Source organism: Brevibacillus sp. FSL K6-2834 (genome assembly GCF_038592925.1).
GTDB classification, from domain to species: Bacteria; Bacillota; Bacilli; order Brevibacillales; family Brevibacillaceae; genus Brevibacillus; species Brevibacillus borstelensis.
In genome coordinates this window covers 4,965,790-4,990,512 of sequence record NZ_CP151945.1, presented here as the reverse complement: position 1 = coordinate 4,990,512, position 24,723 = coordinate 4,965,790, and the positions used below count along the sequence as shown (strand labels likewise).

The 24,723-nt window shown below is 50.7% G+C and carries 9 protein-coding genes; 5 read left to right on the top strand and 4 right to left on the bottom strand.

Features of this window, described 5'->3' with window-relative positions; translation table 11 throughout:
- Window positions 1-177: 177 nt before the first annotated feature.
- Genes NST96_RS24245 through NST96_RS24235 form a run of 3 tightly spaced genes read right to left on the bottom strand, consistent with a single transcriptional unit; the run spans window position 178 to window position 3,100 of the window.
- Window positions 178-1,035, bottom strand: coding sequence for an ABC transporter ATP-binding protein (locus tag NST96_RS24245; RefSeq protein ID WP_342404902.1), 858 nt, complete (start codon window positions 1,033-1,035; stop codon window positions 178-180).
- 20 nt (window positions 1,036-1,055) lie between these two features.
- Window positions 1,056-2,093 (bottom strand): iron ABC transporter permease, encoded by a 1,038-nt coding sequence (locus tag NST96_RS24240; protein WP_024984607.1) that lies wholly within the window; start codon window positions 2,091-2,093, stop codon window positions 1,056-1,058.
- A complete protein-coding gene (locus NST96_RS24235) occupies window positions 2,090-3,100 on the bottom strand; it encodes an iron ABC transporter permease (RefSeq protein ID WP_003392585.1) in 1,011 nt (336 codons plus the stop codon). The genes NST96_RS24240 and NST96_RS24235 overlap by 4 nt, the downstream gene beginning before the upstream one ends.
- Before the next feature lie 217 nt (window positions 3,101-3,317).
- On the opposite strand from NST96_RS24235, the gene NST96_RS24230 reads away from it, so the two are divergent.
- Together NST96_RS24230 and NST96_RS24225 are read left to right on the top strand one after the other, a co-directional pair.
- Window positions 3,318-4,331: an iron-siderophore ABC transporter substrate-binding protein gene (locus NST96_RS24230; protein WP_024984605.1), complete on the top strand. Its 1,014-nt coding sequence runs from the start codon at window positions 3,318-3,320 to the stop codon at window positions 4,329-4,331.
- A gap of 83 nt (window positions 4,332-4,414) precedes the next feature.
- Entirely contained in the window at window positions 4,415-4,789 is a 375-nt protein-coding gene (locus NST96_RS24225; protein WP_031933206.1) for a hypothetical protein, read from the top strand.
- 313 nt (window positions 4,790-5,102) lie between these two features.
- Here NST96_RS24225 and NST96_RS24220 read toward each other — a convergent pair whose 3' ends face one another.
- Window positions 5,103-6,293: an ISL3 family transposase gene (locus NST96_RS24220; RefSeq protein WP_172920624.1), complete on the bottom strand. Its 1,191-nt coding sequence runs from the start codon at window positions 6,291-6,293 to the stop codon at window positions 5,103-5,105.
- Window positions 6,294-6,477: 184 nt separating this feature from the next.
- Between NST96_RS24220 and NST96_RS24215 the strand changes: the two genes are divergently transcribed.
- The 3 genes from NST96_RS24215 (at window position 6,478) to NST96_RS24205 (ending at window position 24,706) form a co-directional block, all read left to right on the top strand.
- Window positions 6,478-7,122, top strand: a complete 645-nt coding sequence (locus NST96_RS24215) for an ankyrin repeat domain-containing protein (RefSeq protein WP_172920223.1) — start codon at window positions 6,478-6,480, stop codon at window positions 7,120-7,122.
- A 119-nt stretch (window positions 7,123-7,241) separates the two neighbouring features.
- Complete coding sequence (locus NST96_RS24210) at window positions 7,242-15,785, top strand: amino acid adenylation domain-containing protein (RefSeq protein ID WP_342404899.1); 8,544 nt, start codon at window positions 7,242-7,244, stop codon at window positions 15,783-15,785.
- Window positions 15,782-24,706, top strand: a complete 8,925-nt coding sequence (locus NST96_RS24205; RefSeq protein ID WP_172920221.1) for a non-ribosomal peptide synthetase — start codon at window positions 15,782-15,784, stop codon at window positions 24,704-24,706. Before NST96_RS24210 ends, NST96_RS24205 begins: the two co-directional genes overlap by 4 nt.
- Window positions 24,707-24,723 lie beyond the last annotated feature (17 nt).

Below are 24,723 nucleotides of genomic sequence, written 5' to 3'. Positions count from 1 at the left end.
GCAGCTCCTTTCAGTGGGTATATAGGAAGGATTCTCCATTTTACATAGATTTCCTTGTACTTTCAGAAAGTTTACCCAGACTAAATCAAGCAGGCATAAAAAAGGCTCCGCCGTAATACAGCGAAGCCTTGCTTATTTTGACAGTCATTGTCGTTCGTTACTCAGGTGATTCACCGATTAGGCGTGTACCGCGATTTTTTGCTCTTTCTTTTCTGTATTGGCACCTGAACCCGCAGTTGCACCAGCACCCAGACGGCTTTTGCTGAAAGGAATGCACATCGGCGTGTCGTAGATCGGATCGCGGGTGATCTGGCACTCCATCTGGAAGACGTGCCGGACGAGCTCCTCGTTCATAACGTCATGAGGATTTCCCTCGGCAAATACGCTCTGGTTGTGCACGGCCACGATGTGATGAGCGTAGCGGCAGGCGAGGTTCAAATCGTGCAGCACCATGACAATCGTCCGCTGCTCGGTCTGGTTGAGATCGTAGAGCAAATCAAGAATTTCAATCTGATGGGACATGTCCAGATAGGTGGTTGGTTCGTCCAGCAGGATCGTTTCTGTTCCCTGCGCCAGTGTCATGGCGATCCATGCGCGCTGGCGCTGGCCGCCGGAGAGCGAATCAACGGCACGGTCGGCCAAAGCGGTAAGCTGCGTCGCCTCCAATGCTTTGACGACCATCTTCTCGTCCTCTTCGGACCATTGCTGCAGCCAGCTTTGATGGGGATAGCGGCCTTGTTTGACCAGCTGCAGGACCGTCAGTCCCTCAGGAGCGACCGGGCCTTGGGGCAGGATGGCGAGCCGTTTGGCCACTTCCTTGGTAGGCCGTTTGGCGATCGCTTCGCCGTCCAGCAGGATCGCGCCTTCCTTTGGCTTCAGCAGCCGTGCGAGCGAACGCAGAAGCGTGGACTTCCCGCAGCCGTTGCTGCCGATAAAGACAGTAATCTTTCCCCGCGGAATGGTCAAATCAAGCGACTCGATAATATTCCGTTCCCCATACGACAAAGTGAGTTGACGGGTCTCCAGAGCATGCACGCTGATCCGTCTCCTTTCATTTAGCGATTTCGGTTTCTGTACAGCAGGTAAATGAAAAACGGTGCACCGACGGCGGAAGTGAACACGCCGACCGGAACGTCGATAGGTGTAAACGCCATGCGGGCGATTAAATCAGCAATCAAGACGATCAGTGCCCCGATAAAGGCGGAAAGGGGCAGTGCGCTGCCAAATGACGGCCCGATCAGTTGCTTGGCAATATGCGGAGCCAGGAGAGCGACGAAGCCGATCTCACCGCCTACGGAGACCGCTGTACCGGTCAAAGCTGCGCAGATCAGAAGCAGGAAAAAGCGGTCCCGCTGCACCGTGCTTCCGACGCTCATGGAAATATCGTCGCCCAGCTGTTGGATATTGACCCGTCTGGCCATCAGCGCCGCGAGAAGCAGCAGCCCGATTGTCCAAGGGAGAATCATCCGCGCGTCTGCCCAGGACACCCCGTAAATACTGCCGGTCAGCCAAAGAATGGCTTTGTTTTGCAACAGGAACGGGCTGAACATGATCAGCATGGTGACGACGGCACTTGCGGCGATTTTGATCCCCACGCCAATCAGGACGAGGCGGAGCGGTGTCACCCCCTTTTTCCAGGCGAGAGCGTACAGCAGGAACATGATCAGTGTTGCCCCGAGAAACGCTACCGGCGGAAGCCACTTGATGCTCACCGTCTCAAAAAAAAGCAGGAATGCAACTGCGGCCACAGAAGCGCCGCCGGAAACACCGAGAATATCAGGGGCGGCCAGGGGATTGCGAACGACCCCCTGCATAATCGCACCGGCTCCGGCAAGGGAAGCGCCGACCAGCATGCCGACGACAACCCTCGGCATGCGAAACTGCTGAACGAGCAGGGTGTTTTGCTCGTCGCCCATGCCGATCAGCACCTTGAGGACGTCCAGCGGAGAGACCTTCATCTCTCCCATCCCCAGGCTGATCACCGCGACAGCCAATGTGGCGATGGCGGCGGCCACGGTCACCCATATCGATTTTCTGTGCAAATGAAAAGAAGACAAGCGCTTGCCGGGGCGCAGAGTCAGGTAGCCTTTCATCCTTTGTCCAGCCCCTTTCGTGCCACGTAGATGAAGAACGGAATGCCGATCAGGGCGGTCATCACGCCGATAGGCACTTCTGCGGGCTTGGCGACGAAACGCGCGCCGATATCGGCAGCAAGCAAGAGAGCCGCTCCCAACAGGCCGCTGTACAGCATCACCCAGCGCGTCTCAATCCCGACGAGAAAGCGGGCAAGATGTGGCGTGACCAATCCGACAAAGCCGATCGGACCGGCTACAGCGACAGAGCTGCCTGACAGCAGGACGATCGTAGCGCCTGCGGCCAGCTTCACCATCATCGTGCGTTGACCGAGGCCTTTTGCGACGTCGTCCCCCATCAGCAAGGTCTGGATGGGACGGGCCAGCAGGAAGGCGATGATCCAGGCGACAATCATATAAGGAAAGACTGCGGTCAAAAATTCCAGCTTTCGTCCGCCCACTGACCCGGAGAGCCAGAACAGCACCTCATCCACAGATTTTTCATTTAATACCATCATGCCGTGACGTGCGGAAGCAGCCAATGCGGTAATGGCGGCTCCGGCCAAGGTAAGCTTGACAGGCGTCATTCCGTCACGCCCGAGAGAACCGAGCAGGTAGACTACGACGCCGCTGACCGCAGACCCGAGAAAGGCGATCCATGTAAACTGCGTCAAAGAGCTGATGCCAAAGAAGGTGATGGCCACGACCACAAAGAAAGCGGCCCCTGCGTTTAGCCCGAACAGTTCGACATCGGCGATCGGATTGCGGGTCAGCGCTTGCAGCAGCGTACCTGCGATCCCCAGGCACATCCCTACGGCCAAGGCGTTGAGGACGCGGGGGACGCGCACCTCCTTGATGACGATATGTTCATTGGTACCGTTAAACTGTGTAAAGGCATCGATCGCTGTGTGCCAGCTTGTTTCCACGATGCCAAAAACAAGACTGGCGTAACTCAAGTACGCCAGAAGCAAGAGGAAGAATCCCACTCCCAAAATCTTTAAATAAGTATTGGATAGCAAAGCTTTCATAACAGGTTTTCATCCTTAGGTTGAGTTGTCTCGATCAATTGCGAACAGCGTATCCAATGATAAGTTTAGATGTAGGGATTTTTCTTGTCAATGATTTTGAGAGTCATTATCAATTTGTTGTTGACTTCCTCCCAGGCTTGGTTGTAGGATATTCAGTGTCAGTGATACACATTCTCATTCTCATTGATTCGAATACAACCCGAAGGGAGTCATCATCATGTTTCAACGTACATACAAGGGGACCAAAGGAAAGATGTTCTTTTCCGTTCTCATGGCTCTTCTGCTGATCGTCACCGGTTGCGGTGGCCAACAGGCGGAGCAAAAACCGGCAGACCAAACGCAGCCGGCTGGACAAACTACCGGCAATGCAAGCGGCGGCTCCGACAAGGAATATGTAGTGAAGCACGCTATGGGTGAAACGCCAATTAAAGGTACACCGCAACGCGTCGTCGTTTTGACTGCTCAAGGCGTCGAGACACTGGTGAAGCTTGGTGTGAAGCCGGTGGGCGCAGTTGGCTCCTTTACCGATCCGACTCAGTTTTATGAGCCGGTGAAGCCGCACCTGGAAGGCACTAAGGTTGTCGGTTCCGAATCCCAGCCAAACCTGGAAGCGATCATGGCGCTCAAACCTGATCTGATTCTCGGTATGAAATTCCGTCACGAAAAAATTTACGAGCAATTGAAAGCAATCGCTCCGACTGTATTCGTGGAAGAGCCGCGCGGCGACTGGAAAGAGAACTTCATGCTGTACGCGGAAGCATTGAACAAGAAAGCCGAGGGCGAGCAAGTCATTGCCGATTGGAACAAGCGTGTTGAAGACTTCAAGGTAAAAGCCGGCGACAAGCTGAATACAAAAGTATCGATCGTTCGCTTCATGCCTGGACGAGTACGCATTTACTACAAAGACACGTTCCTGGGAACCATTTTGAAAGACCTGGGCGTAGCCCGTCCTGCAAGCCAGGATCAAGACAAGTTTGCTGATGAGGTAACGAAAGAGCGCATTCCGGAAATGGACGGCGACATCATGTTCTACTTCTCCTACGAAACCGGTGATGGCCAGGCGAGCAAGCTGGAACAAGAGTGGACAAATGATTCGCTTTGGAAAAACCTGAATGTCGTGAAAAACAACAAAGCTTTCAAAGTGGATGACGTTGTCTGGAATACCTCCGGCGGTGTAATCTGCGCGAACATGGTTCTGGATGAGCTGGAGAAATACATTATCGGTCAGTAAACGTTTTATGAACAAAGAGATGGCACGGTGCATGCTGTGCCGTCTTTTTTGTTATCAAAGAGGAAGACAGCAGCTATACGGATATGTTTTCTGGCAGCTTATTTCTCGTTCACACCGGCGGACATGGGGAACGGAAGGATGAGTTTACAGAATATGCTAAAATATACGTTGAAAGCACGATTTACACCGTGATCGGAAGAAAACCCAAATTGGGCGAGGGAGTAAAGATGTCGCAGACGCGTTCCATATTCATCATCTGTATGGCTGGCATCATGATGATATTTGCATTCCTGGGATTATGGGAGTCGTATCAGCCTCATGTCGGTCCTGTCGGAAATGGTCCGAGCCATCAACGGATTTGGTCCTGGTTTATTTTGCAGTTCCTCATCGCCGGATGTTTTCTTGCTACGGGCATACTCGGTTTGCGTGCGAGCAGAAAAGAGAGGGAGGAAGAGTAAGGAAACAGAGTTAGAGCAGATTGAGCTAAAGCAAACGATACCTTTGGGGAAGACGGTTTGCTAGAAATTCCGATGATGAATGCCTCTTTGTACTAATTTCCCCCCGATGAACAAACCAGCCTAAAGTAAATACATGATTAGGTAACAATTCTTTGTAACTGACCATAGAAAATGAGAAGGTATGTCCATACGATTTTTTATTGTGCCCAGGAAACCTATTTTATGTAATTTATGAAAGAATTATAATAATTGGTTTAAACAAGCTCTTCACCGTAAAACGTGCTTGATCTCCCTCTATCGCAGTTTTTCGTAGTTATGTAGCCGGTTTACACTCCAGTCTAATGCGAATCTTGAATCTCTCTAGATTGCGGTAGCCGTAGGCTCTTCGTTTGATCACCTTCACTTTGTTGTGTGTCCCTTCAATCTTGGCATTCGTTACCCGAAAGGAGAAATAATTCTGAATGGGCTCTCGCCACTGGACAATCGTTTTGGCAATGGAACGAACCGCAGGAGTCGGAGAATAGAGATGGTCGTCAATCCATTTCTGAAGTGCTTCCTCGCCTGCCTCTTGGGTTTGAACGGCATACACGGTTCTTATGTCTTGAAGCGCAAAGTAGAGTCGTTTGAGGTGTGGATCTTCTGCTAACCAATTCTTCAGTTCCTGAAGCTCTTCGGGCTTCAGCTTGTCAGGGATCGTATGGAGCAGGCGTTGCTCATGTCTGCCCCGACGATGTGTTCCACGAGCATGAGTGCGTTTTCGGGTAGCTTCCAACGCTTTCGAGAAAAGCTGGATCACGTGAAATTTATCTGCTACCACAAGGGTATGCTTCCAGACTTGGCGTACTGTTTCAGCCATTCCTGGAGCCAAATCCGTGACAACTACATGGGGAGCCTTACGAAAGGGCCATTGCTGCAGGGCGTTTCGTACCTGTTCACGTGAACGTCCTTCTGTGACTTGCCAGATATGACCGGTTTGAGCATCCATGAGGTTCACGCCGTACTTATGTCCTTTTTGCAACGCAAACTCATCCAGACAGACCACTTCAGGAGCTTCATGTTCTTTTGGTTGAGCAAGGCGTTGGGGGGCCAGTTGGTAGTACCAGCGTTCGAGTGTCGAGTAGGCCACACTCAATTGCTTGGCAACCGAGAGCAAATCCCGGCCGCGGCACATATCCACCGCCATCTCTTGAAAAGCAGAGGTGACCAATCCTCGAGGCGGGATACCGTTCCATTCCACTGTCCATGTAAGCCCACAACTCGCACAGCGCTGGCGATACACGGGAACGGATACCCAGACGGTCCCCCAAGAAGGAACGAAACGATGACGAAGAATACGCCGTCCAGGACGGGCATGGTTGGTACTGGCTCGGAGACAGATCGGACAAAGATAACAAGCAGAATTCGGTTCCAGAACAGCGATCCAATCCGTTTCCGTTGTTTTTTCCCAATGAGTGAGATGGAATGATGGAAGTCTGACAAAGTCTGTGCTAAAATCAAGGCACAACGCAGATTTCCTCCTTTTCAGTGGTTGTCTCGACAACTCCCACGATAGAGGAACATCTGCGTTTTTTCAATGTCTAGCACGGGTTATGGTGATGAATCGAAAAACTTGTGCTATTGCCTTAAAATGGTTGTATAGAGCAACGTTCATCTCAACGCAGGTTACTATTATTTGGGGGTATGAATACATGGTACAGGAATTTTTAGAGGCAATTGTGAAGGACGACGTCGGGGGTGTAAAAGATATGCTCCAATCGAACCCAACACTACTCCAACTCCGTATTCAGACCGGCCAATCGCCTGTCCTAACCGCTATCTACAACGGAGCAAGAGCTACGCTTGCATACCTTCTAGAACAGGATATCCCGCTGGACCTGTTTGAAGCTGCTGCCTCCGGTAGACTAGATCGAGTGCAAGAGCTGGTCGACTCTGAACCGAACCTAGTGAACGCCTATGCGAATGATGGCTTTACAGCTCTAGGGCTGGCCGCGTATCTGGGTCACAAAGATATTGTCGAATATCTGTTGGAGAAGGGAGCAGATGTGAACAGGGCTTCAAAGAACGACATGAAGGTTATGCCGCTTCACTCTGCGGTAGCCACTCTCCAAGTCGACGTTGCCGAACTGCTACTCAAGCATGGCGCTGAAGTGAACGCAATTCAGCAAGGTGGGTGGACTCCACTTCATGAAGCCGCACTCCACGGCCATGAAGAAATGATCAAGTTGTTGCTTGAATTTGGTGCAAATAAAACCATCAAAAAAGATAACGGTGAAATCCCTTTGGATGTCGCACTTCAGCGTAACCATCTTCATGTGGTTACTCTATTGAATTGATAATTCCTCGGGCGTCCTTCCGTTTGTATCAACGACATGTTCGTAGATACAGTGCCATATTGTATTGTTCCCTTTTCTGTCATTGACATATCGAGTTACAACGGGGAGGTGCACACAAGATGAGTCAACTCAACTTGATGTCATTTCGGGAAACATCTAACTTTGTTGAGATCCTACGCGAAAGGGCAATCCGCCAGCCCAATATAACCGCTTATGAGTTTCTGCTTGACGGAGATGAACTTTCTGCTCGAATCACTTACTCCGAGTTGGATCGCAAGGCGCGGGCAATAGGTGCATTTTTACAAAGTTTCGGCTGTTCTGGTGAACGTATTCTGTTACTGTTTCCCCCTAGTCTTGAATATGTAGCAGCTTACTTCGGATGTCTCTATGGAGGGGGCATTGCAGTCCCCGCCTATCCTCCAACATCAACCCGTTTGATTCCACGTTTGCAGGCCATTGCCAAAAACGCTGAAGCTGTTGTGGCCCTAACATCTTCCAAACTGCTAGATGAAATATCCGATAGATTTGAGAAAGTTCCGGAATTAAATCGGCTGACCTGGGTGGCAACAGACGCTCTACCCAAAAGGTTAGAGACCCTGTGGAAAGAACCTCAGATTACCTGGGATACTCTAGCCTTCCTGCAGTATACATCCGGTTCCACTTCAATTCCAAAAGGGGTCATGGTCACTCATGGCAATTTGATTCATAATTCAAAGATGATACAAACGGCCTTCGAGCAGGGGACTGACGACCGGGGTGTAATCTGGCTACCTCCTTATCATGACATGGGATTAATTGGTGGTATTCTTCAGCCGCTGTACGCGGGATACCCGGTTACCTTAATGTCACCTTATGACTTCATGCAGAGGCCGTATTCCTGGTTGAAAGCGATCTCTCGTACAAAAGCAACGACCAGCGGCGGTCCGAATTTCGCATACGATTTATGTGTCGAAAGAATAACCGAAGATCAGAAACGCACCCTCGACCTTAGCTCGTGGAGGGTAGCATTCAATGGGGCGGAGCCAATTCGGGCATCTACGTTGGAACGATTTGCCGATGAGTTCGCTTGCTGCGGGTTTAAGCCCGAAGCGTTCTTCCCCTGCTACGGATTAGCAGAAGGGACGTTGATAGTAACCGGGGGTTGGACGAGACCATTAACGCTGACATGCAACAGACAGTCTCTCGAAGAAGGGTACATAGGAGTGGTACATAACTCGTCACCGGAGGATAAAAGCAAGGTTCTTGTCAGCAGTGGCAAAAGTCTGATGGATCAAAAAGTTTGCATTGTCGATCCGACAACTTTTACTGAGTGCAAAGAGGGGGAAATTGGAGAAATCTGGGTTAAAGGACCCAGTGTAGCTCAAGGTTATTGGAGCATGCCGGAGCTGACAGATGAGTCCTTTCGGGCGTATCTTTTGAAGACTGGTGAAGGTCCCTTCCTCCGAACTGGCGATATGGGCTTCTTGTATGAAGGGAATCTGTTCGTGACCGGCCGCATGAAGGATCTGATCATCATCCGGGGGCGAAACCTCTACCCACAGGACATTGAGCTGACAGCCGAGAAGAGCCATCCCGCCGCACGCCCTAATGCTGCAGCAGCGTTTGCAATCACTGTTGAGGACGAAGATCGCCTGGTGATCGTGCAGGAGGTTCAACGTAAATACCGCGCATTGGTTCAGGACGAGATGGTTGACGCGATTACACAAGAAATCTTGCGTGAGTACGGGGTTCAGCCGTATGCGGTCGTCTTGGTGAAATTCGGCGGAATTCCCAAGACGTCGAGCGGAAAAATTCAACGGGGGCTGACCCGTGAAAGATTTCTTGCCGGTGAACTAAACGAGATTGGCAGGCGTGTATACTCAAATGAGGTCTCGGATTCAGTTGAGGATCTGCGGAAATCCGTCTCTATCGAACATGGAGATGACCGCAGGGCTGAAATCGAGCGAATATTCTTGAACCTGCTATCGCAAACAACTGGTGTCACACAATCAGTTGCTGATCTCGCGATGTCGCCCAGCGAACTGGGGATCGACTCGATGAAGGCGTTCGAGTTACAGCATGTTTTAGAGGAAGAGTGGGGCGTCATGGTCCCAGCAGTTACATTCCTTCAGGACATGAAACTGGAGGATTTACGAGATATAATTTTAACCAAGTTGGATATGAACTATAAAATCCTCCCCGTCGACCATGGAATACAGACAGGATTGATCCCAGCATCACGAGGTCAGAAAGGCTTGTATTTTCTACAGAAGCTGGCACCACACAGTTCAGCTTATCACATCGCCAGGGCTGTCAAGATTAGGGGACCACTTCAAACAGAGAAGGTCAGAAATATCCTCCAGATCCTTACAGCAAGGCATACTGCACTGCGCACCACGTTTATTGAAGACCAGAACGGAGGACTTCTGCAGAAGATTGCTGACGAGCCCCGCATTGAGTTTACTTACGTGGAAGCTGCCTCTTGGAGTGATCAACAGCGTCTGGATCTTCTTGTTGCTGAGACGCAACGTCCCTTTGATCTGGAGAGCGGACCATTAATGCGAACGCTACTCTTAAACTGTTCGACTGAGGAGCACCTACTTTTGTGGGTTTTCCATCACATAATTGTTGACCTATGGTCGGTCGACGTCCTGATAGAGGAGACCATTACTTTACTGGAATTGGAGGGAACTGACAGTGAGTCATTGCTACCAATGCCAGCCATGCAGTTCAGGGACTATACAGTTTGGCAGGAGAGTTGGCTGAAATGCAACGGTGAAGAACACTTAGCATATTGGCTGAGGGAGCTCACAGGCGAACTACCTGTTCTGGATTTCCCATCGGACCGTCCGCGTCCGCCCGTCCAGACCTACAACGGTTCGAGCTGCACACTCACGCTGGGTGATGAACAAACCAAACGTTTAAAGGAACTATCTGCCAAGCACAATGGAACTTTATACATGACTCTCTTGGCCGCGTACCTACTTTTCTTGTACCGCTACACCGGTCAGAATGAGATCATTATCGGCTCTCCAATGGCAGGACGGACACGGGCTGCGATGAACAAACTTGTTGGATTCGTCACAAACACTTTGCCCCTGCGGTTCTTTGTACGAGAGGGTGACAAGGTCGCCGACCTCATCAGTCAAGTACGTGGGAAGGTACTCGGGGCATTCGCTCATCAGGAATATCCGTTCCACATGCTGCTGGAGAAAGTTAACCCGAAGCGCGATTCAAGCCGATCCCCTATCTATCAGACGGTATTTGTCATGCAGAATGTCGGTACCATTCGAGAAGCAGGAGCAATTATTGCGGGGAAGGCAGGGGGCATTTCAACGTTGGGTGGTCTGCAGGTTGAAACGGTACCTTTACCTGAGACTTCTTCTCTTTTTGATTTGACCACGACTGTCACGGAGGTTGAAGACCGGTTAATCTTGACTATGCAGTATAATACCGACTTGTTCGAAGAGAAGACGGTAACCCGAATGCTACACCACTTCACCGTGCTTCTGGACAGTCTGACAACAAACGAAGAAGAGGGGATCGACAGGTTGCCTATGCTGACAGAGGAGGAGAGGCAAGAACTGCTTCCTACCCCCATTGTAAGCGAGTTGCCCCACCGTACATTAGTCGAACTATTCGAGGAGCAAGTGCTGGCAACGCCAGAGAAGGTGGCAATTTCATACCAGGATCGTTCGCTGACTTATTCTGAGCTCGATGCTCGAGCCAACCGGCTTGCTCGTCTTCTTCAGGAAAAAGGTGTTCTTCCAGGCGATAAAGTAGGAATCTTCGTTGAGCGTTCACTAGAGATGATCGTAGGGATCCTTGGAATCCTCAAGGCGGGGGCGGCCTATGTTCCGCTAGATCCGTTTTATCCGCAAGAGCGTCTTGAGTTTGTTATAGAAGATGCTGAGCTCTCGCTACTGCTCACTCAAGAACATCTACTAGAGCGGTTGAGGAAGCGGACCTCTACAATCCTACTGCTAAAAGATGTAAATAGTGACATAAGTAGAGAGGATACCCAGCCTCTTCGCTTGTCGCTCTCTCCGGATCACTTAGCTTACGTCATTTATACATCCGGTTCTACAGGGAAACCCAAAGGTGTACTGGTCAGCCATGGAAACGTGGTTCGATTGTTTGAGTCCACTGATCACTTGTTCCAGTTTAACCAAGAAGATGTGTGGACGTTGTTCCACTCTTATGCATTCGATTTTTCCGTCTGGGAGATATGGGGAGCGTTGCTCAAGGGAGGAAGATTGGTAGTCGTCCCGTACATGGTGAGCCGTCATCCAGAAGAATTTTACCGGCTGTTACATCGAGAAGGCGTTACCGTACTGAATCAAACGCCGTCAGCGTTCCAGCAGCTGATCTACGCGGAGGAACGGTCAGAGATGAAGCTCCCCTTGTTACTTCGATACGTAATCTTTGGTGGAGAGGTGCTAAGTCCTGAAAGTCTCCAACCATGGGTTCAACGGCATGGCTGTGACCATCCCAAATTAATCAACATGTACGGTATTACTGAGACTACTGTACACGTCACCTACCGCCAGATCACCCTGGAGGATTTGAGTCGTCAAAACAGCTTGATTGGTGTACCAATTCGAGACCTCCAGGTATATCTACTGGACCGTAATATGCAGCCGGTACCTTACGGAGTCATCGGCGAGATGTTCATTGGTGGACCAGGGGTCGCGCAAGGTTACATGAACCGACCTGAGCTTACGGCAGAAAAATTTATCGCCAATCCATTCGTCGCCGACACAGGTGCAAAGCTCTATCGTTCCGGCGATTTGGCACGCCGATTGTCGAATGGGGAATTAGAATATGTAGGGCGATTTGACCATCAGGTTAAGATTCGCGGTTTCCGTATTGAACTTGGAGAGATTAAGTCCGCCCTTCTTCAGCGGGAGGAAGTAAGGGAAGCTGTTGTATTAGCACACGTGGACCGTAGGGGTGAAAAGGTACTCGTAGCGTACATTGTACTGCGGAACATGGAAAATGTGCTCAAAACGTCAGAACTGAAGAATTACCTAAGATCCAAGCTGCCTGAGTTCATGGTGCCGGCGCATTTTGTAATTCTCGATCGCATCCCGCTAACCGAGAACGGCAAAATAGACATGCAAGCACTGCCCGCTCCGCAATGGAATGATCGCATATCGTCATTTCCGTACGTTGCCCCCAGCGGACCGATTGAAGAAACTCTTGCATCGGTATGGTCCCACGTGCTGGGAGTGGAGCGGATCAGCGCCCTAGACAACTTTTTCGATCTTGGGGGCGATTCGATTCGAAGCATAAGGGTACTCACCTTGGCCAAAGAATTCGGCATTCATTTATCGCTACAAGATCTCTATCGCTATCAGACTATTCGTGAATTAGCATTCGCTGCTGGTCAGAGTAATCCGTCTTATGAAGTGAAAATGACCTCACAGTCCTTTGCACTGCTCAAGCCAGAAGACCGGCGGTTAGTCCCAGACGGAATCGAGGATGCCTACCCATTGACCTCGTTGCAGGCGGGTCTCGTCTTCCATAGCGAATACAACCCCGATTACAAGAATTATATCACCACGTTCCGTTTAAAAGCCCCCTTCAATGATAAGGTCATCCGCCAAGCATTGGAGCGTTTAACGGCCAGGCATCCGATGCTCCGCACCTCGTTTGACGTCAGTCGATATAGCGTTCCGATGCAGCTTGTTCATAAGAAGGTAATCCCGCGTTTAATATTCAACGACTGGAGAGACAAGACGCCGGAGCAACAGGAGGCTGGCTTCACTGAATTTCTGCACGCGGAGAAGCGGAACAAGTTTGATTGGAAGGAAGCTCCACTGTTGCGTTTCAATGTCCACAGATTGACGGACGAGACCCTCCAGTTCACAATGACTGAGCCTTTTCTGGACGGCTGGAGCGTAGCTTCCTTGATAACCGAGTTATTCAGCGATTATCTCGCCCTTTTGAAGGAACCTAATACTCCGCCGCTGCCGTTACTTGAGAGCACGTTTCGTGACTATGTTGCGGCTGAAAAACATGCTTTGGAGAACGAGTCATCGAAAGCTTATTGGGAGAATGAACTGAGGGATTGCATGCCGACTCACTTACCTCGTTGGGGCCGCAGGCCTGATGAGGCGAGTGCAGCTAAAGATCGTATTTGGGTACCGATCCCCAAGAATGTGTCGGAAGGTCTCCGTCAGATGGCGAAGTCGGCCTCGCTACCTCTGAAAAGTGTTCTATTGGCTGCACATTTACGCGTAGTTAGTTTGTTGGGAGGTCAGACGGACGTTCTGACGGGGATGTTTCAAAACGGCCGGTTGGAACAATACCAAGGGGAGAAAGTGGGGGGTCTCTTCTTGAACACTGTTCCGCTACGCGCGAAATTGTCGAGCGGCAGTAGGTGGGTGGATCTGGCAAGGCAAGCATTTGAAAAAGAGCGCGACCTTCTTTCTCACAGGCGCTTTCCGCTTGCTGAGCTACAGCGTCTTTATGGAGGAAGGCAACAGTTATTCGAAACGGCCTTCAACTACACTCACTTCCATGTATACAAAGGATTGACGGAGCTACCAGGGCTTGAGGTGCTGGATGCTGAGCACACCGATTATACCTTCATCACCCTGACTGCCCAGTTTACTGTTGATGTCAACAGCGGGGATATTCACCTCGCTCTTGACTACAATCCGTATGAACTGAACACCGAGCAAATGGATCAAATCGCGGCGTACTACCAAAACGTTCTAACCGCAATGACAAATGATCCTACTGGTAGATATGATAAGGCACCTCTTCTCTCACCCCAGGAACTACAGAAGATGCTCGTAGAGTGGAACAACACTTCCGAATATGAGGAGACGGACCTGCTATGCGTTCATCAGTTGGTTGAACAACAAGCGGCACGTACCCCTGACCGGATTGCCGTTATAGAAGGTGAACGAACGCTGACGTACCGTGAATTTGATGCTAAGGCGAACGGACTGGCCATTAAGTTGAAAAACCTCGGTGTAGGACCGGATAAGCTGGTCGGCCTCTGCATGGAGCGTTCTTTGGAAATGGTAATCGGACTCCTTGGCATCCTCAAGGCGGGTGCTGCCTATGTACCGCTCGACCCGTCTTATCCGAAAGAACGCCTAGAGTTCATGATCAAAGATGCGGATTTGATCGCAATTGTGACTCAGAAGGAACTGTTGCAAGAATTGCATGACCCGCAGGTCTCCGTACTCCTCCCTGATGATATTCAAGAGGAGAGTGATCCGCCCGTTATCGACGGCCTTTCACCGGAGAATCTCGCTTATGTTATTTACACATCTGGTTCTACCGGAAAACCTAAAGGCGTGCAGGTGCCGCATCGTGGAGTTGTCAACTTCCTATTATCTATGCAAAACGTACCAGGGCTTCAGGAACATGATGTAATGGTTGCAGTTACCTCGATTTCCTTTGACATTGCGGCACTCGAACTTTATCTGCCTCTCATCACCGGTGCTAAATTGGTTTTAGCTTCGAAGGAAGTGGTAGCTGATGGACATTCACTTGCAGAGCTCCTGGAACGGGAACAGGTTACCGTTATGCAAGGCACTCCTGCGACTTGGAACTTACTGCTTCAAGCGGGATGGTCAAATAAGGGAAGTCTAAAAGTGCTTTGTGGCGGGGAGCCGCTCACTGTCGATTTGGCTAGGAAACTGTCCGCTTGCTCCGAAGAAGTTTGGAACCTGTATGGACCAACGGAGACCACGATATGGTCGACTTTGCACAAGATTACCTCTATGGACGGTCCAATTTTAATCGGTCGTCCGATTCGTAATACCGAAGTGTATCTGCTAGATTCATTCGGTCAGCCCGTGCCAGTTGGTGTGCCGGGAGAATTGTGTATCGGCGGTGCGGGAGTAACCCGTGGTTATTTGAAAAGGCCGGATTTGACACAAGCAAAGTTTGTGAAACATCCATTCTCTGACAACAAAGAGGCGAGACTCTACCGCACAGGTGATCTGGCGAGATACTTGCCGGACGGGAGTATAGAGTATCTGGGCCGGTTGGACGACCAACTCAAGATTCGTGGGTTTCGGATTGAACTTGGCGAGATTGAGACCTGTCTTGGCGAACATGAGGCCGTACAACAAGCGGTAGTAGTCCTTCGGGAAGTTAGGGCCGAAGAGAAAAGTCTTGTCGCATATGTCGTAATGAAGCCGGAGTATGAACCAGACACAGGTGTATTGCGGCGCCACTTGAAAGAACGATTGCCCGCTTACATGGTGCCTTCCTTTTATGTGCCCGTGGAGAAGTTTCCACTTCTACCGAACGGAAAACTTAATCGCAAGGCCCTTCCCGCACCTGACTGGCACACGCTGGAGTGTATGGACACATTAGAAGAACCACAAACCGAAGTAGAGAAAAGAATCGCCGGCATTTGGCAGGATGTGCTCGGCTATGAAAAAGTGGGGCGAAATCAGGATTTCTACGACCTTGGTGGACATTCGCTCCTTGCCACACAACTGATTTCCCGATTAAGGGAAGCATTCGGCGTGGACCTATCCCTTCGCAGTCTGTTAGAAGGTTCTACCGTGGCTAAACTAGCACAGGAGATTGAGGGGCTACTGTTACTTCGAGAGGAAGATGAAGATCTTACGGATTTGCTCGACCTAGTGGAAGGCCTATCCGATGAAGAAGTCAAGAAGCTTTTGTCTGAAAAAGGGGGATCGGCATGAGAGACGTAAGCCATCGTTTGAAAGCACTCTCTCCCGAAAAGAAGGCTCTTTTGGAGCTGTTGAGGAAGGAGAACAGACAGTCCGAACATCAGAATAATGTGATCCAAAAAAGACCGAACCCAAACGTTTACCCGCTTTCGTACTCTCAGCAACGGCTTTGGGTCATGGACCAGATGGAGCCAGGCAGTCCGCTTTACAACATCCCGTCCGCACTACGTCTTACAGGAACACTCGATGTAACGGCTCTGGAGAATGCGTTAACCGTGATGCTGGAACGCCATGAGGTTTTGCGGGCGACATTCACCAATGTCGACGGGAAACCCTTCCAGACAATACAACCGTCAGTTCCTTTCGAGCTTCCGATTATCGATCTGAATTATCTACCCACCGAGATCAGGGAAGCTCGGATGGCTGAACTTGTAAGGGAAGAGTCGTTGCGCCCATTTGACCTCAGCACCGGCCCGTTGATGAGAGGACTTTTGATTCGAATGGGGGAGGACGATAACGTCCTTCTCCTAACAACTCATCACATCATTACGGACGCTTGGTCTCGTGCTGTATTCACGAAGGAACTTGTCGCCTTATACAATGCGTTTGAGAAAGGTCTTCCCTCCCCATTGCCTCCGGTGCAGCTTCAATATGCTGACTATGCTCACTGGCAGCAAGAACTGATGAATGCAGGTTTAATGAACAAACATATCGACTATTGGAAGAACAAGCTCAGAGGGGCATGCCCCCTCTTGGAACTCCCGACAACACGGCCACGCCCGCCCGTTCTTAGCTACCGAGGGGCGAGATTGAACTTGGTCATCCCTCAAGATGAAATGGAGGGGCTAAAAGAGTTGAGTCGGACCGAGGGGGTTACCTTGTTCATGGCCCTTCTCGCCGCTTTCCAAGCCTTTCTTTACCGTTACACGGAACAGGAAGATATTGTGGTTGGTACGCCGATTTCTAACCGCAGTCGTCGGGAATTGGAAGGGATCATTGGCTTTTTCGTTAATACACTGGTCATGCGTACAAATTTTTCTGGTGAACCGACCTTTCGTTGTACACTTCGGCAATTCAAAGAAACCGCATTGGAAGCATATGAACACCAGGATCTTCCGTTTGAAAAGTTGGTGGAAGTGCTCCAACCGCAGCGAAGTTCGAGCTATCATCCCTTGTTCCAAGTATTCTTTGACATGGATAACGTCCCGACAGATCCTATTCGTCTTCAGAATCTTACCATCCGTTCGCTCGACGTTGAGCGAGGTACTTCGAAGTTCGATCTGTCGCTCTATGCAGCCGAACGGGAAGACGGGTTGCATCTGACCTTCGAATATAGTACCGATCTGTTCGATTCGAGTACGATTGAACGGATGAGTAAAAGTTTTCGCATCCTGGTTCGCTCCATGTCTGAACTGCCGGATCAGCCAATTTCCCTCTTGCCACTTTTAAGTCAAGAGGAGGTTCAGGAGTTGTTTGCTATATCTCAAGGAGAACGTAAGGAAATTCCGGGTGAACTCCTCATTCATCAGCTGTTCGAAGCGCAGGTTGCCAAGACTCCAGACCGGACGGCGGTAGAGTTCGAAGGACATCGACTGACCTACCGAGAGTTGGATGAAGAGGCCAACCGTTTGGCTCACGCCATTCAAAAGCACGGGGTAACAGCTGGAACCATGGTTGGCATCTCCGTTGAGCGCTCCCTTGAGTTGGTAATAGGCATCCTGGCAATCTGGAAGGCAGGTGGCGTTTACATCCCTTTGGATCCCAATTACCCAAAAGAGCGTTTGGCAATGATGATCGAAGAGACTCAGCCTGTACTTCTACTCACTCAAAGTCAGGTTAGAAGCAAACGGCCACCTTTTGAGGGGAAAATACTCGATCTGGATGCAGTACCAAAGTTTTACGCAAACGAGAAAGGAATCGCCCCCATCTGTCATTCAAGGGCAGACCATCTCGCCTACATCACCTTTACTTCCGGGTCAACGGGGCGTCCCAAGGGGGTCATGGCTTCCCATCAGGGGCCTGTCAACTATCTAACTTTCATTAAGGAAGCGTATCAACTGAAGCCGGAAGATGTGGTGTTACAATTGGCATCATTCTCCTTCGACGCTTCGATACGGGATCTGATCGGACCTCTTACAGCGGGAGCTTGTGTGGTTCTTCCGCGTGAGGAGGATATCTTCGACTTTGAACGTCTTCTGAATTTAATCGAAGAGAAGAGGGTGACCCGCCTACTCGGCATTGTGCCGACACTACTGAATAACCTAACATTGACTGCCCTTAACCTGAAATGGAAGTACGAAGGTTTGCGTATGATCCTGCTGAGCGGTGAAGTGTTGAACCGGACTGTAGTAGAGCAAGCTCAAGCAGTATTTCCGTCTACTACTTTAGTCAATCAGTATGGTCCCACCGAGTGTACGATGACCTCAAGCTACTATCCAGTATTAGCGTTTCCGCCGAGGGCCGCCACCGTACCGATCGGACGTCCGATCCACAACGTGGATTTCTACATTTTGAACAGCCAAATGCAGCCGGTGCCGTTTGGAGTTCCAGGTGAATTGTACATCGGGGGGAGAGGGGTCTCACCCGGCTATTTCAAACAGCCTGAACTCACTAAAAAGAAGTTTGTACAGAATCCATTCTCCGCAGAGGGCGATCGCCTTTACCGTACCGGAGACATTGTACGTCTTACCAGAGACGGAATATTTGAATACCTGGGACGGATGGATAACCAGATTAAGTTGCGCGGGATTCGTGTGGAGCTTGGTGAGATCGAATCTATGCTTTGCCAGCACGAAGCAGTGCAGAACGCCGTGGTGGTTCTGTCCGAAGGGAGTTTTAGAGAATCGCAGTTGGTCGCGTATTATTTGATAAATGGATCGGAAGTCCCCTCGCCTGCTGAACTCCGTCAGTATCTCAAGGAGAAGTTGCCGGAATACATGCTTCCGGGTGTATATGTGAGAGTGGAGCGTTTCCCTCTGACACCAAACGGGAAAATTGACCGGAAGGCATTACCGTCTCCCGAGCTAGGGCTCCAGATAGCAGAAAGGGAGTATGTCGCACCACGAACGGAACTGGAAAAGAAAGTGGCGGATATCTGGGGTCAGGTGCTTCAATTAGAAAGAGTCAGTATGAATGACAATTTCTTTGAACTTGGTGGTCACTCTCTCCTCGCGGCTCAATTGATTGCACGAATTCGGAAAGAATTTCGAGTGGATCTACCGCTACGATCTCTTTTCGACACGGTAAATGTTGCCGGAATGGCTGAGATGATCATGGCACTACAAGAGGAGGCAAGAAAGCGGAAAGCCTTTACAACCGTTCTTCCGACGATTAGCCCGAACCTTGAGAAACGAACCGAACCCTTCCCGCTGACAGATATCCAACAAGCATATTGGGTGGGGCGCAATGGGTTCTACGAGCTTGGTAATGTCTCGACTCATAGCTATTTGGAGTTGGAAACGGTTAACCTGGACATTGACCGACTGAATAGCGCATTGAACAAGCTGATCCACCGACATGATATGCTGCGCTCCGTTCTTACTTCCGACGGACAGCAACGTATCTTGGACAAGGTACCGGAATACCGGATTTCAGTTCTTGATCTACAAAGGTTGGATAGCGAGACGGCAGAAGAACGGCTGAATGGGATTCGCGAGGAGCTTTCGCACCAGATGTTGCCACTTGACAAATGGCCTTTGTTCGACATTCGGGCAACCAAACTGGATAAACGCCGTACCATGCTACACATAAGTACCGATTCCTTTGCGGCAGATGCATGGAGCCGCTGGATCTTGGCTCTTGAATTGTTCCGTCTATATGATGATCCGGATCTTGAACTGCCACCATTAGAACTTTCCTTTAGGGACTACGTACTGGCTGAGCATGAGATCCGTCGGACCGAATATTACGAAAGGGCGAAGGGTTATTGGATGGAACGTCTTGCAGACCTTCCGCCCGCACCAGATCTTCCGCTTGCCGCGAGTCCAGAGGACCTCAAACGGCCGCGCTTCATAAGACACAGCGCTCGTTTGGAGAAAGACGCATGGAGGTCCTTGTGCGTTCGGGCAGCACGGGCGGGTGTAACACCTTCGGGTCTGATTGCTGCCGCATTCGCAACGGTGCTAGGGAGATGGAGTAAGAACCAGCGTTTCACGATCAACCTGACCCAGTTTAACCGTCTACCTATTCACCATCAGGTCAATGAAATTGTCGGCGACTTCACATCGTCCATCCTTCTTGCGGTCAACCTCCATCATACTTGTTTCGAGGAACGTGCAAGGGCGGTCCAGCAACAACTTTTCAGTGATCTAGATCACAGTCTCTTCAGTGGAGTGCAGGTGCTGCGTGAGATTAACCGCCTGCAAGGTGGAGTGGGCACTCGCGCGGCAATGCCAATTGTACTGACCTCCATGCTTGTCGATAGGCGTACTAGCGAAGAGGGGGCGTTTCCATCTCTCTGGAAGGAGAACATGAATGCTGGAGTTTCGCAAACTCCTCAAGTCTATCTTGACCATGCCGTATCCGAGAGAGAGGGTGCGTTGATCTTTCGATGGGATGTTGTAGAAGAGCTTTTCCCAGAGGGTATGATACAAGATATGTTCGATGCGTACTACAATCTATTGGTCCGGCTTGCTACGGACGACGACGCCTGGAAAAGGGCTCTTCCCGAATTGCTGCCTGAGGCCCAACGCAGACAGCATGGAGAAATCAATGCCACAGATGGCCTTGTGACGGACAACCTGCTACACACTTTGTTTGCGGAGCAGGTTGCACAGCGTCCGGACCAACGCGCTGTCGTGTCCTCAGACCGGACACTGACCTATGGGGAGTTGTTCCGACGCACCAATCAACTTGCCAGTAAACTGCGAGAATCCGGAGCCGTTCCGAATCGCCTGATCGCCATCGTTATGGAGAAAGGCTGGGAGCAGGTGCTGGCGGCACTGGGTATCCTGCAGGCGGGAGCGGCTTACTTGCCCATTGACCCGAATCTCCCACAAGAACGCCTCTTGTACCTACTGGAAAACGGTGAAGTCGAGATTGCACTGACACAGACCGGCTGGATGGATAAAATCGCGTGGCCGTCCCATGTCCGTGTCTTCACGGTCGAAGATGCCGACCTGCAGGATTATGAAGACACCCCGTTGGACGTGGTACAAGGCCCGGATGATCTCGCCTACGTGATCTTCACCTCCGGTTCGACCGGTCAGCCAAAGGGAGTCATGATCGACCACAGAGGGGCGGTAAATACGATTTTGGATATTAACGAACGCTTTGGTGTCAAACCGGAGGACAAGGTGTTCGCGCTCTCTGCGCTGAACTTCGATCTCTCCGTCTATGACCTGTTCGGTACCTTGGCGGCGGGCGGCACGATCGTCTTCCCGGAGCCGGAGGGGCTGCGAGACCCGTCGCATTGGTCGGAGATCATGAAGCGCGAAGGGGTGACGATCTGGAACTCCGTACCAGCGCTCATGGAGATGCTGGTCGATTATGCGGATGGGCAAGCGGATCTTCTGCCGAAAGGCCTTCGCCTGGTGCTGCTCTCGGGAGACTGGATCCCGGTTTCCCTGCCGGATCGCCTGCGCAAGTTAATTCCCACGGTAGAAATCATCTCACTTGGAGGGGCGACAGAAGCTTCGATCTGGTCAATTCTCTATCCGATCGGCGAAGTAGATCCGGAGTGGACGAGCATTCCGTACGGAAAGCCGATGAAAAATCAGCGCTTCTATGTGCTAAACGAACTGCTGGAGCCGTGTCCGACCTGGGGGCCGGGACAGCTGTATATCGGAGGGATCGGTCTGGCGAAGGGCTATTGGAAGGACGAAGCAAAGACAAACGCAAGCTTCATCCGGCACCCGGTGACGGGCGAGCGCTTGTACAAGACGGGAGACATTGGCCGATACCTGCCGGATGGCAACATCGAATTTTGGGGACGCGAAGACTTCCAAGTCAAGATCCAAGGGTACCGAATCGAGCTGGGCGAGATTGAAGCGGCTCTGTCCCAGCATGATGCGGTACGAAACGTTGTCGTAAAGGCGATCGGAGAAAAACACGGCAACAAGCGTTTGGTCGGATATGTAGTGCTCAACCGGCCAATTGCCGATGTTACCGCCGAACTTCAAGGATATTTGCGTGACAGGTTGCCGTCCTACATGATCCCTTCGTTGATTATGACAATAGACGCTGTTCCACTTTCGCCAAACGGTAAGGTGAACCGGAAGTTGTTACCTGAACCGCAGTTCCAACCTGGGAAAGACAGTGAAACCGGACCCGCCCTAACCAAGACTGAAGAGGAATTGACTGAAGTGTGGAAAAAAATGCTGAACCTAGATCATGTGAACGCGGACGACAACTTCTTTGATCTTGGCGGCGACTCAGTGATCGCCATCCAACTAATGTCAAGGATCAATAAACGTTTCTCCGTGGAGATCTCCCCGCGTCGCTTCTTCGAAGAGCCGACCGTTGCAAGTCTAGCCCGGATAATCGAAGAGGCGAAATGCGTTCGCGGGCTCAAAGAACGCCCTTCGCTCGTCAAGGTGCCACGAGGAGGCAAGCTGCCGCTCTCGTACGCCCAGCAGCGGTTGTGGTACCTTTGCAAGGCGGACCCAAGCAATTCCTCCTATAACATACCGGTTGCGATCCGGCTCACAGGAAACCTGAATCTGGAGATCTTTCACGATTGCCTGAACGAGATCGTCCGACGTCACGAAGTGCTGCGTACCGGGTTTGAGAGCCATCTTGGAGAACCGCAACTGGTGATTTCCCCGGATTTGACGCTACCAATGCCAATTGTTGACCTGAGCAACGAGCTGGAGTCGAAACGCTTAGAAGTAGCGATGCAGCTTGCTGAAGTGGAAGTAAGGATTCCTTTCCAGCTGGAACAACCTAGCCTTGTACGGTTTAAAATGTTTTGCCTAGGGGAGAAAGACTACATCTTCGTTATAACCATGCACCATATCATCTCCGATGCGTGGTCAATTGAAGTGTTCTTAAACGAGATGGTGGAGTTGTATAAGGCGGCCGTTGCTGGACAGGACCCGAAATTACCTGAATTGTCCGTCCAATACACAGATTTCGCATATTGGCAGCGAGAGTGGTTAAAGGGGGAGGTAGAAACCGAGCAATTGAGCTACTGGAAACAGCATCTCGCGGGTCCTCTCACCTTGCTGAATCTTCCGATCTCCTGTCCGCGCACAGGTAGTCGCAAGTTCAAAGGAGCACGTAAGAGTGTACGCCTGTCCAAGGAATGCTCCTCCAAGCTTCAGGAGATTGGAAATCGGCAAGGAGCAACACTGTTCATGACGATGCTCGCTGTCTTTACCACTTGGCTTTATCGATATACGAAGCAGGAGGATATCGTCGTTAGCACTTCCATCTCCAACCGCCAAGGGGGAATGACCGAGCAAATGATCGGGCTTTTCTTGAACACCTTGGCATTGAGAAGTGACCTCTCGGGCAATCCGACCTTTTTCGAACTGGTGAGAAGGGTAAAGAAAATGGCCCTAAACGCCTTTGCCAATCAGGACGTTCCGTTCGAACGTGTAGTGGAGCAGTTAGTCGTTGACCGTCAACAGCTCCAGTCACCTCTTACCCAAGTTGTCTTTGGTCTTAGAAACAAGCCTCATCGTTCGCTGGACCTTCCAGGTCTGTCCATGCGTCAACTGGATATTTACCGGGGAACAGCCAAATTCGAGATGGAGATGCAACTGATCAATACGGAAGAGGGGATCACCGGCTTCTTAGAGTATAACGCTGAACTGTTTGAAGACCGAACTGTGGAAGAGATGGTGGTCGGGTTTCACCGAATTGCCGAAGGACTCGCGAATCAGCCGGAAGCAAATATTCAGACCGTGGTTAACACTCTTATTGAAGAGGAGGTAGTGAGGAAGAATATGGAATATAGACAGTTGGATTCTGAGAAACGCAAGAGACTGTTGAGCATGAGACCCAAAAAAGTACAAGTGGTAACCGCAGACATTCGCCTTCCGAATAAGTGGGAACAAAACCTGCCTCTCATTATTAAGCCAGATGTACAAGACTTGAACGAGATCAAATGGCTCAAGACCCGCCAGCCCGAGATTGAAGAATTGCTGACGAAGTATGGAGTAGTTCGGCTTCGTGGATTCACCATCCGGTCGATGGACGATTTCCAAAATCTTGTTCAATCGCTGTCAACCGAGTTGCTTGAATACAAGGAGCGCTCAACACCGCGTAGACAAGTGAGCGGAAACGTCTACACGTCCACTGAATATCCGGAGGACCAACACATTCCGTTGCACAACGAAAACTCCTACTCGTCAGTCTGGCCGATGAAGATTTGGTTCTACTGCCACACAGCTGCACAGGTCGGCGGGGAAACACCGATCGGGGATAGCCGAAAGGTGTATGAGTTGATCGATCCGAAGATTCGTGAGACATTCGAGCGGAAGCAGGTCATGTACATACGCAATTATGGATTCGGATTGGATCTACCGTGGCAGGAAGCCTTCCAGACAAACGATCGAGCTGAAGTCGAAGCGTACTGCAGGAAACAGAGCATCGAGTTTGAATGGATAGACGAGAACCGTCTCCGCACGCGGCAGGTTCGACCGGCAGTCTCCGTTCATCCGAAAACGGGGGAGAAATTGTGGTTCAACCAGGCCCATCTTTTCCACGTCTCCAATCTTCAGCCGGAAGTACGGCACTCGCTTGCGGCGATGTTTAAGGAAGAAGAACTCCCACGCAACGCTTATTACGGGGACGGCACGAGAATAGAAGAAGACGTGCTTGGATCAATCCGGGAAGCATATCGCCAGGTCAGCATCAGCTTCCCGTGGCAACAAGGGGACATTATGCTGCTCGACAACATGCTGATGGCACATGGACGCTCTCCATTCAGGGGAATACGCAACGTCCTTGTATCGATGTCGGATCCGTTGAGTCTGAGTATGAGTTGAGATTTAGTAGGGGGGAG

Excerpts from the sequence above, each read along its gene's own strand:
- NST96_RS24210 (WP_342404899.1), top strand. The coding sequence starts at position 7,242 with ATGAGTCAACTCAACTTGATGTCATTTCGGGAAACATCTAACTTTGTT.
- NST96_RS24225 (WP_031933206.1), top strand. The coding sequence starts at position 4,415 with ATGTTTTCTGGCAGCTTATTTCTCGTTCACACCGGCGGACATGGGGAA.
- NST96_RS24240 (WP_024984607.1), bottom strand. The coding sequence starts at position 2,093 with ATGAAAGGCTACCTGACTCTGCGCCCCGGCAAGCGCTTGTCTTCTTTT.
- NST96_RS24215 (WP_172920223.1), top strand. The coding sequence starts at position 6,478 with ATGGTACAGGAATTTTTAGAGGCAATTGTGAAGGACGACGTCGGGGGT.
- NST96_RS24205 (WP_172920221.1), top strand. The coding sequence starts at position 15,782 with ATGAGAGACGTAAGCCATCGTTTGAAAGCACTCTCTCCCGAAAAGAAG.
- NST96_RS24235 (WP_003392585.1), bottom strand. The coding sequence starts at position 3,100 with ATGAAAGCTTTGCTATCCAATACTTATTTAAAGATTTTGGGAGTGGGA.
- NST96_RS24230 (WP_024984605.1), top strand. The coding sequence starts at position 3,318 with ATGTTTCAACGTACATACAAGGGGACCAAAGGAAAGATGTTCTTTTCC.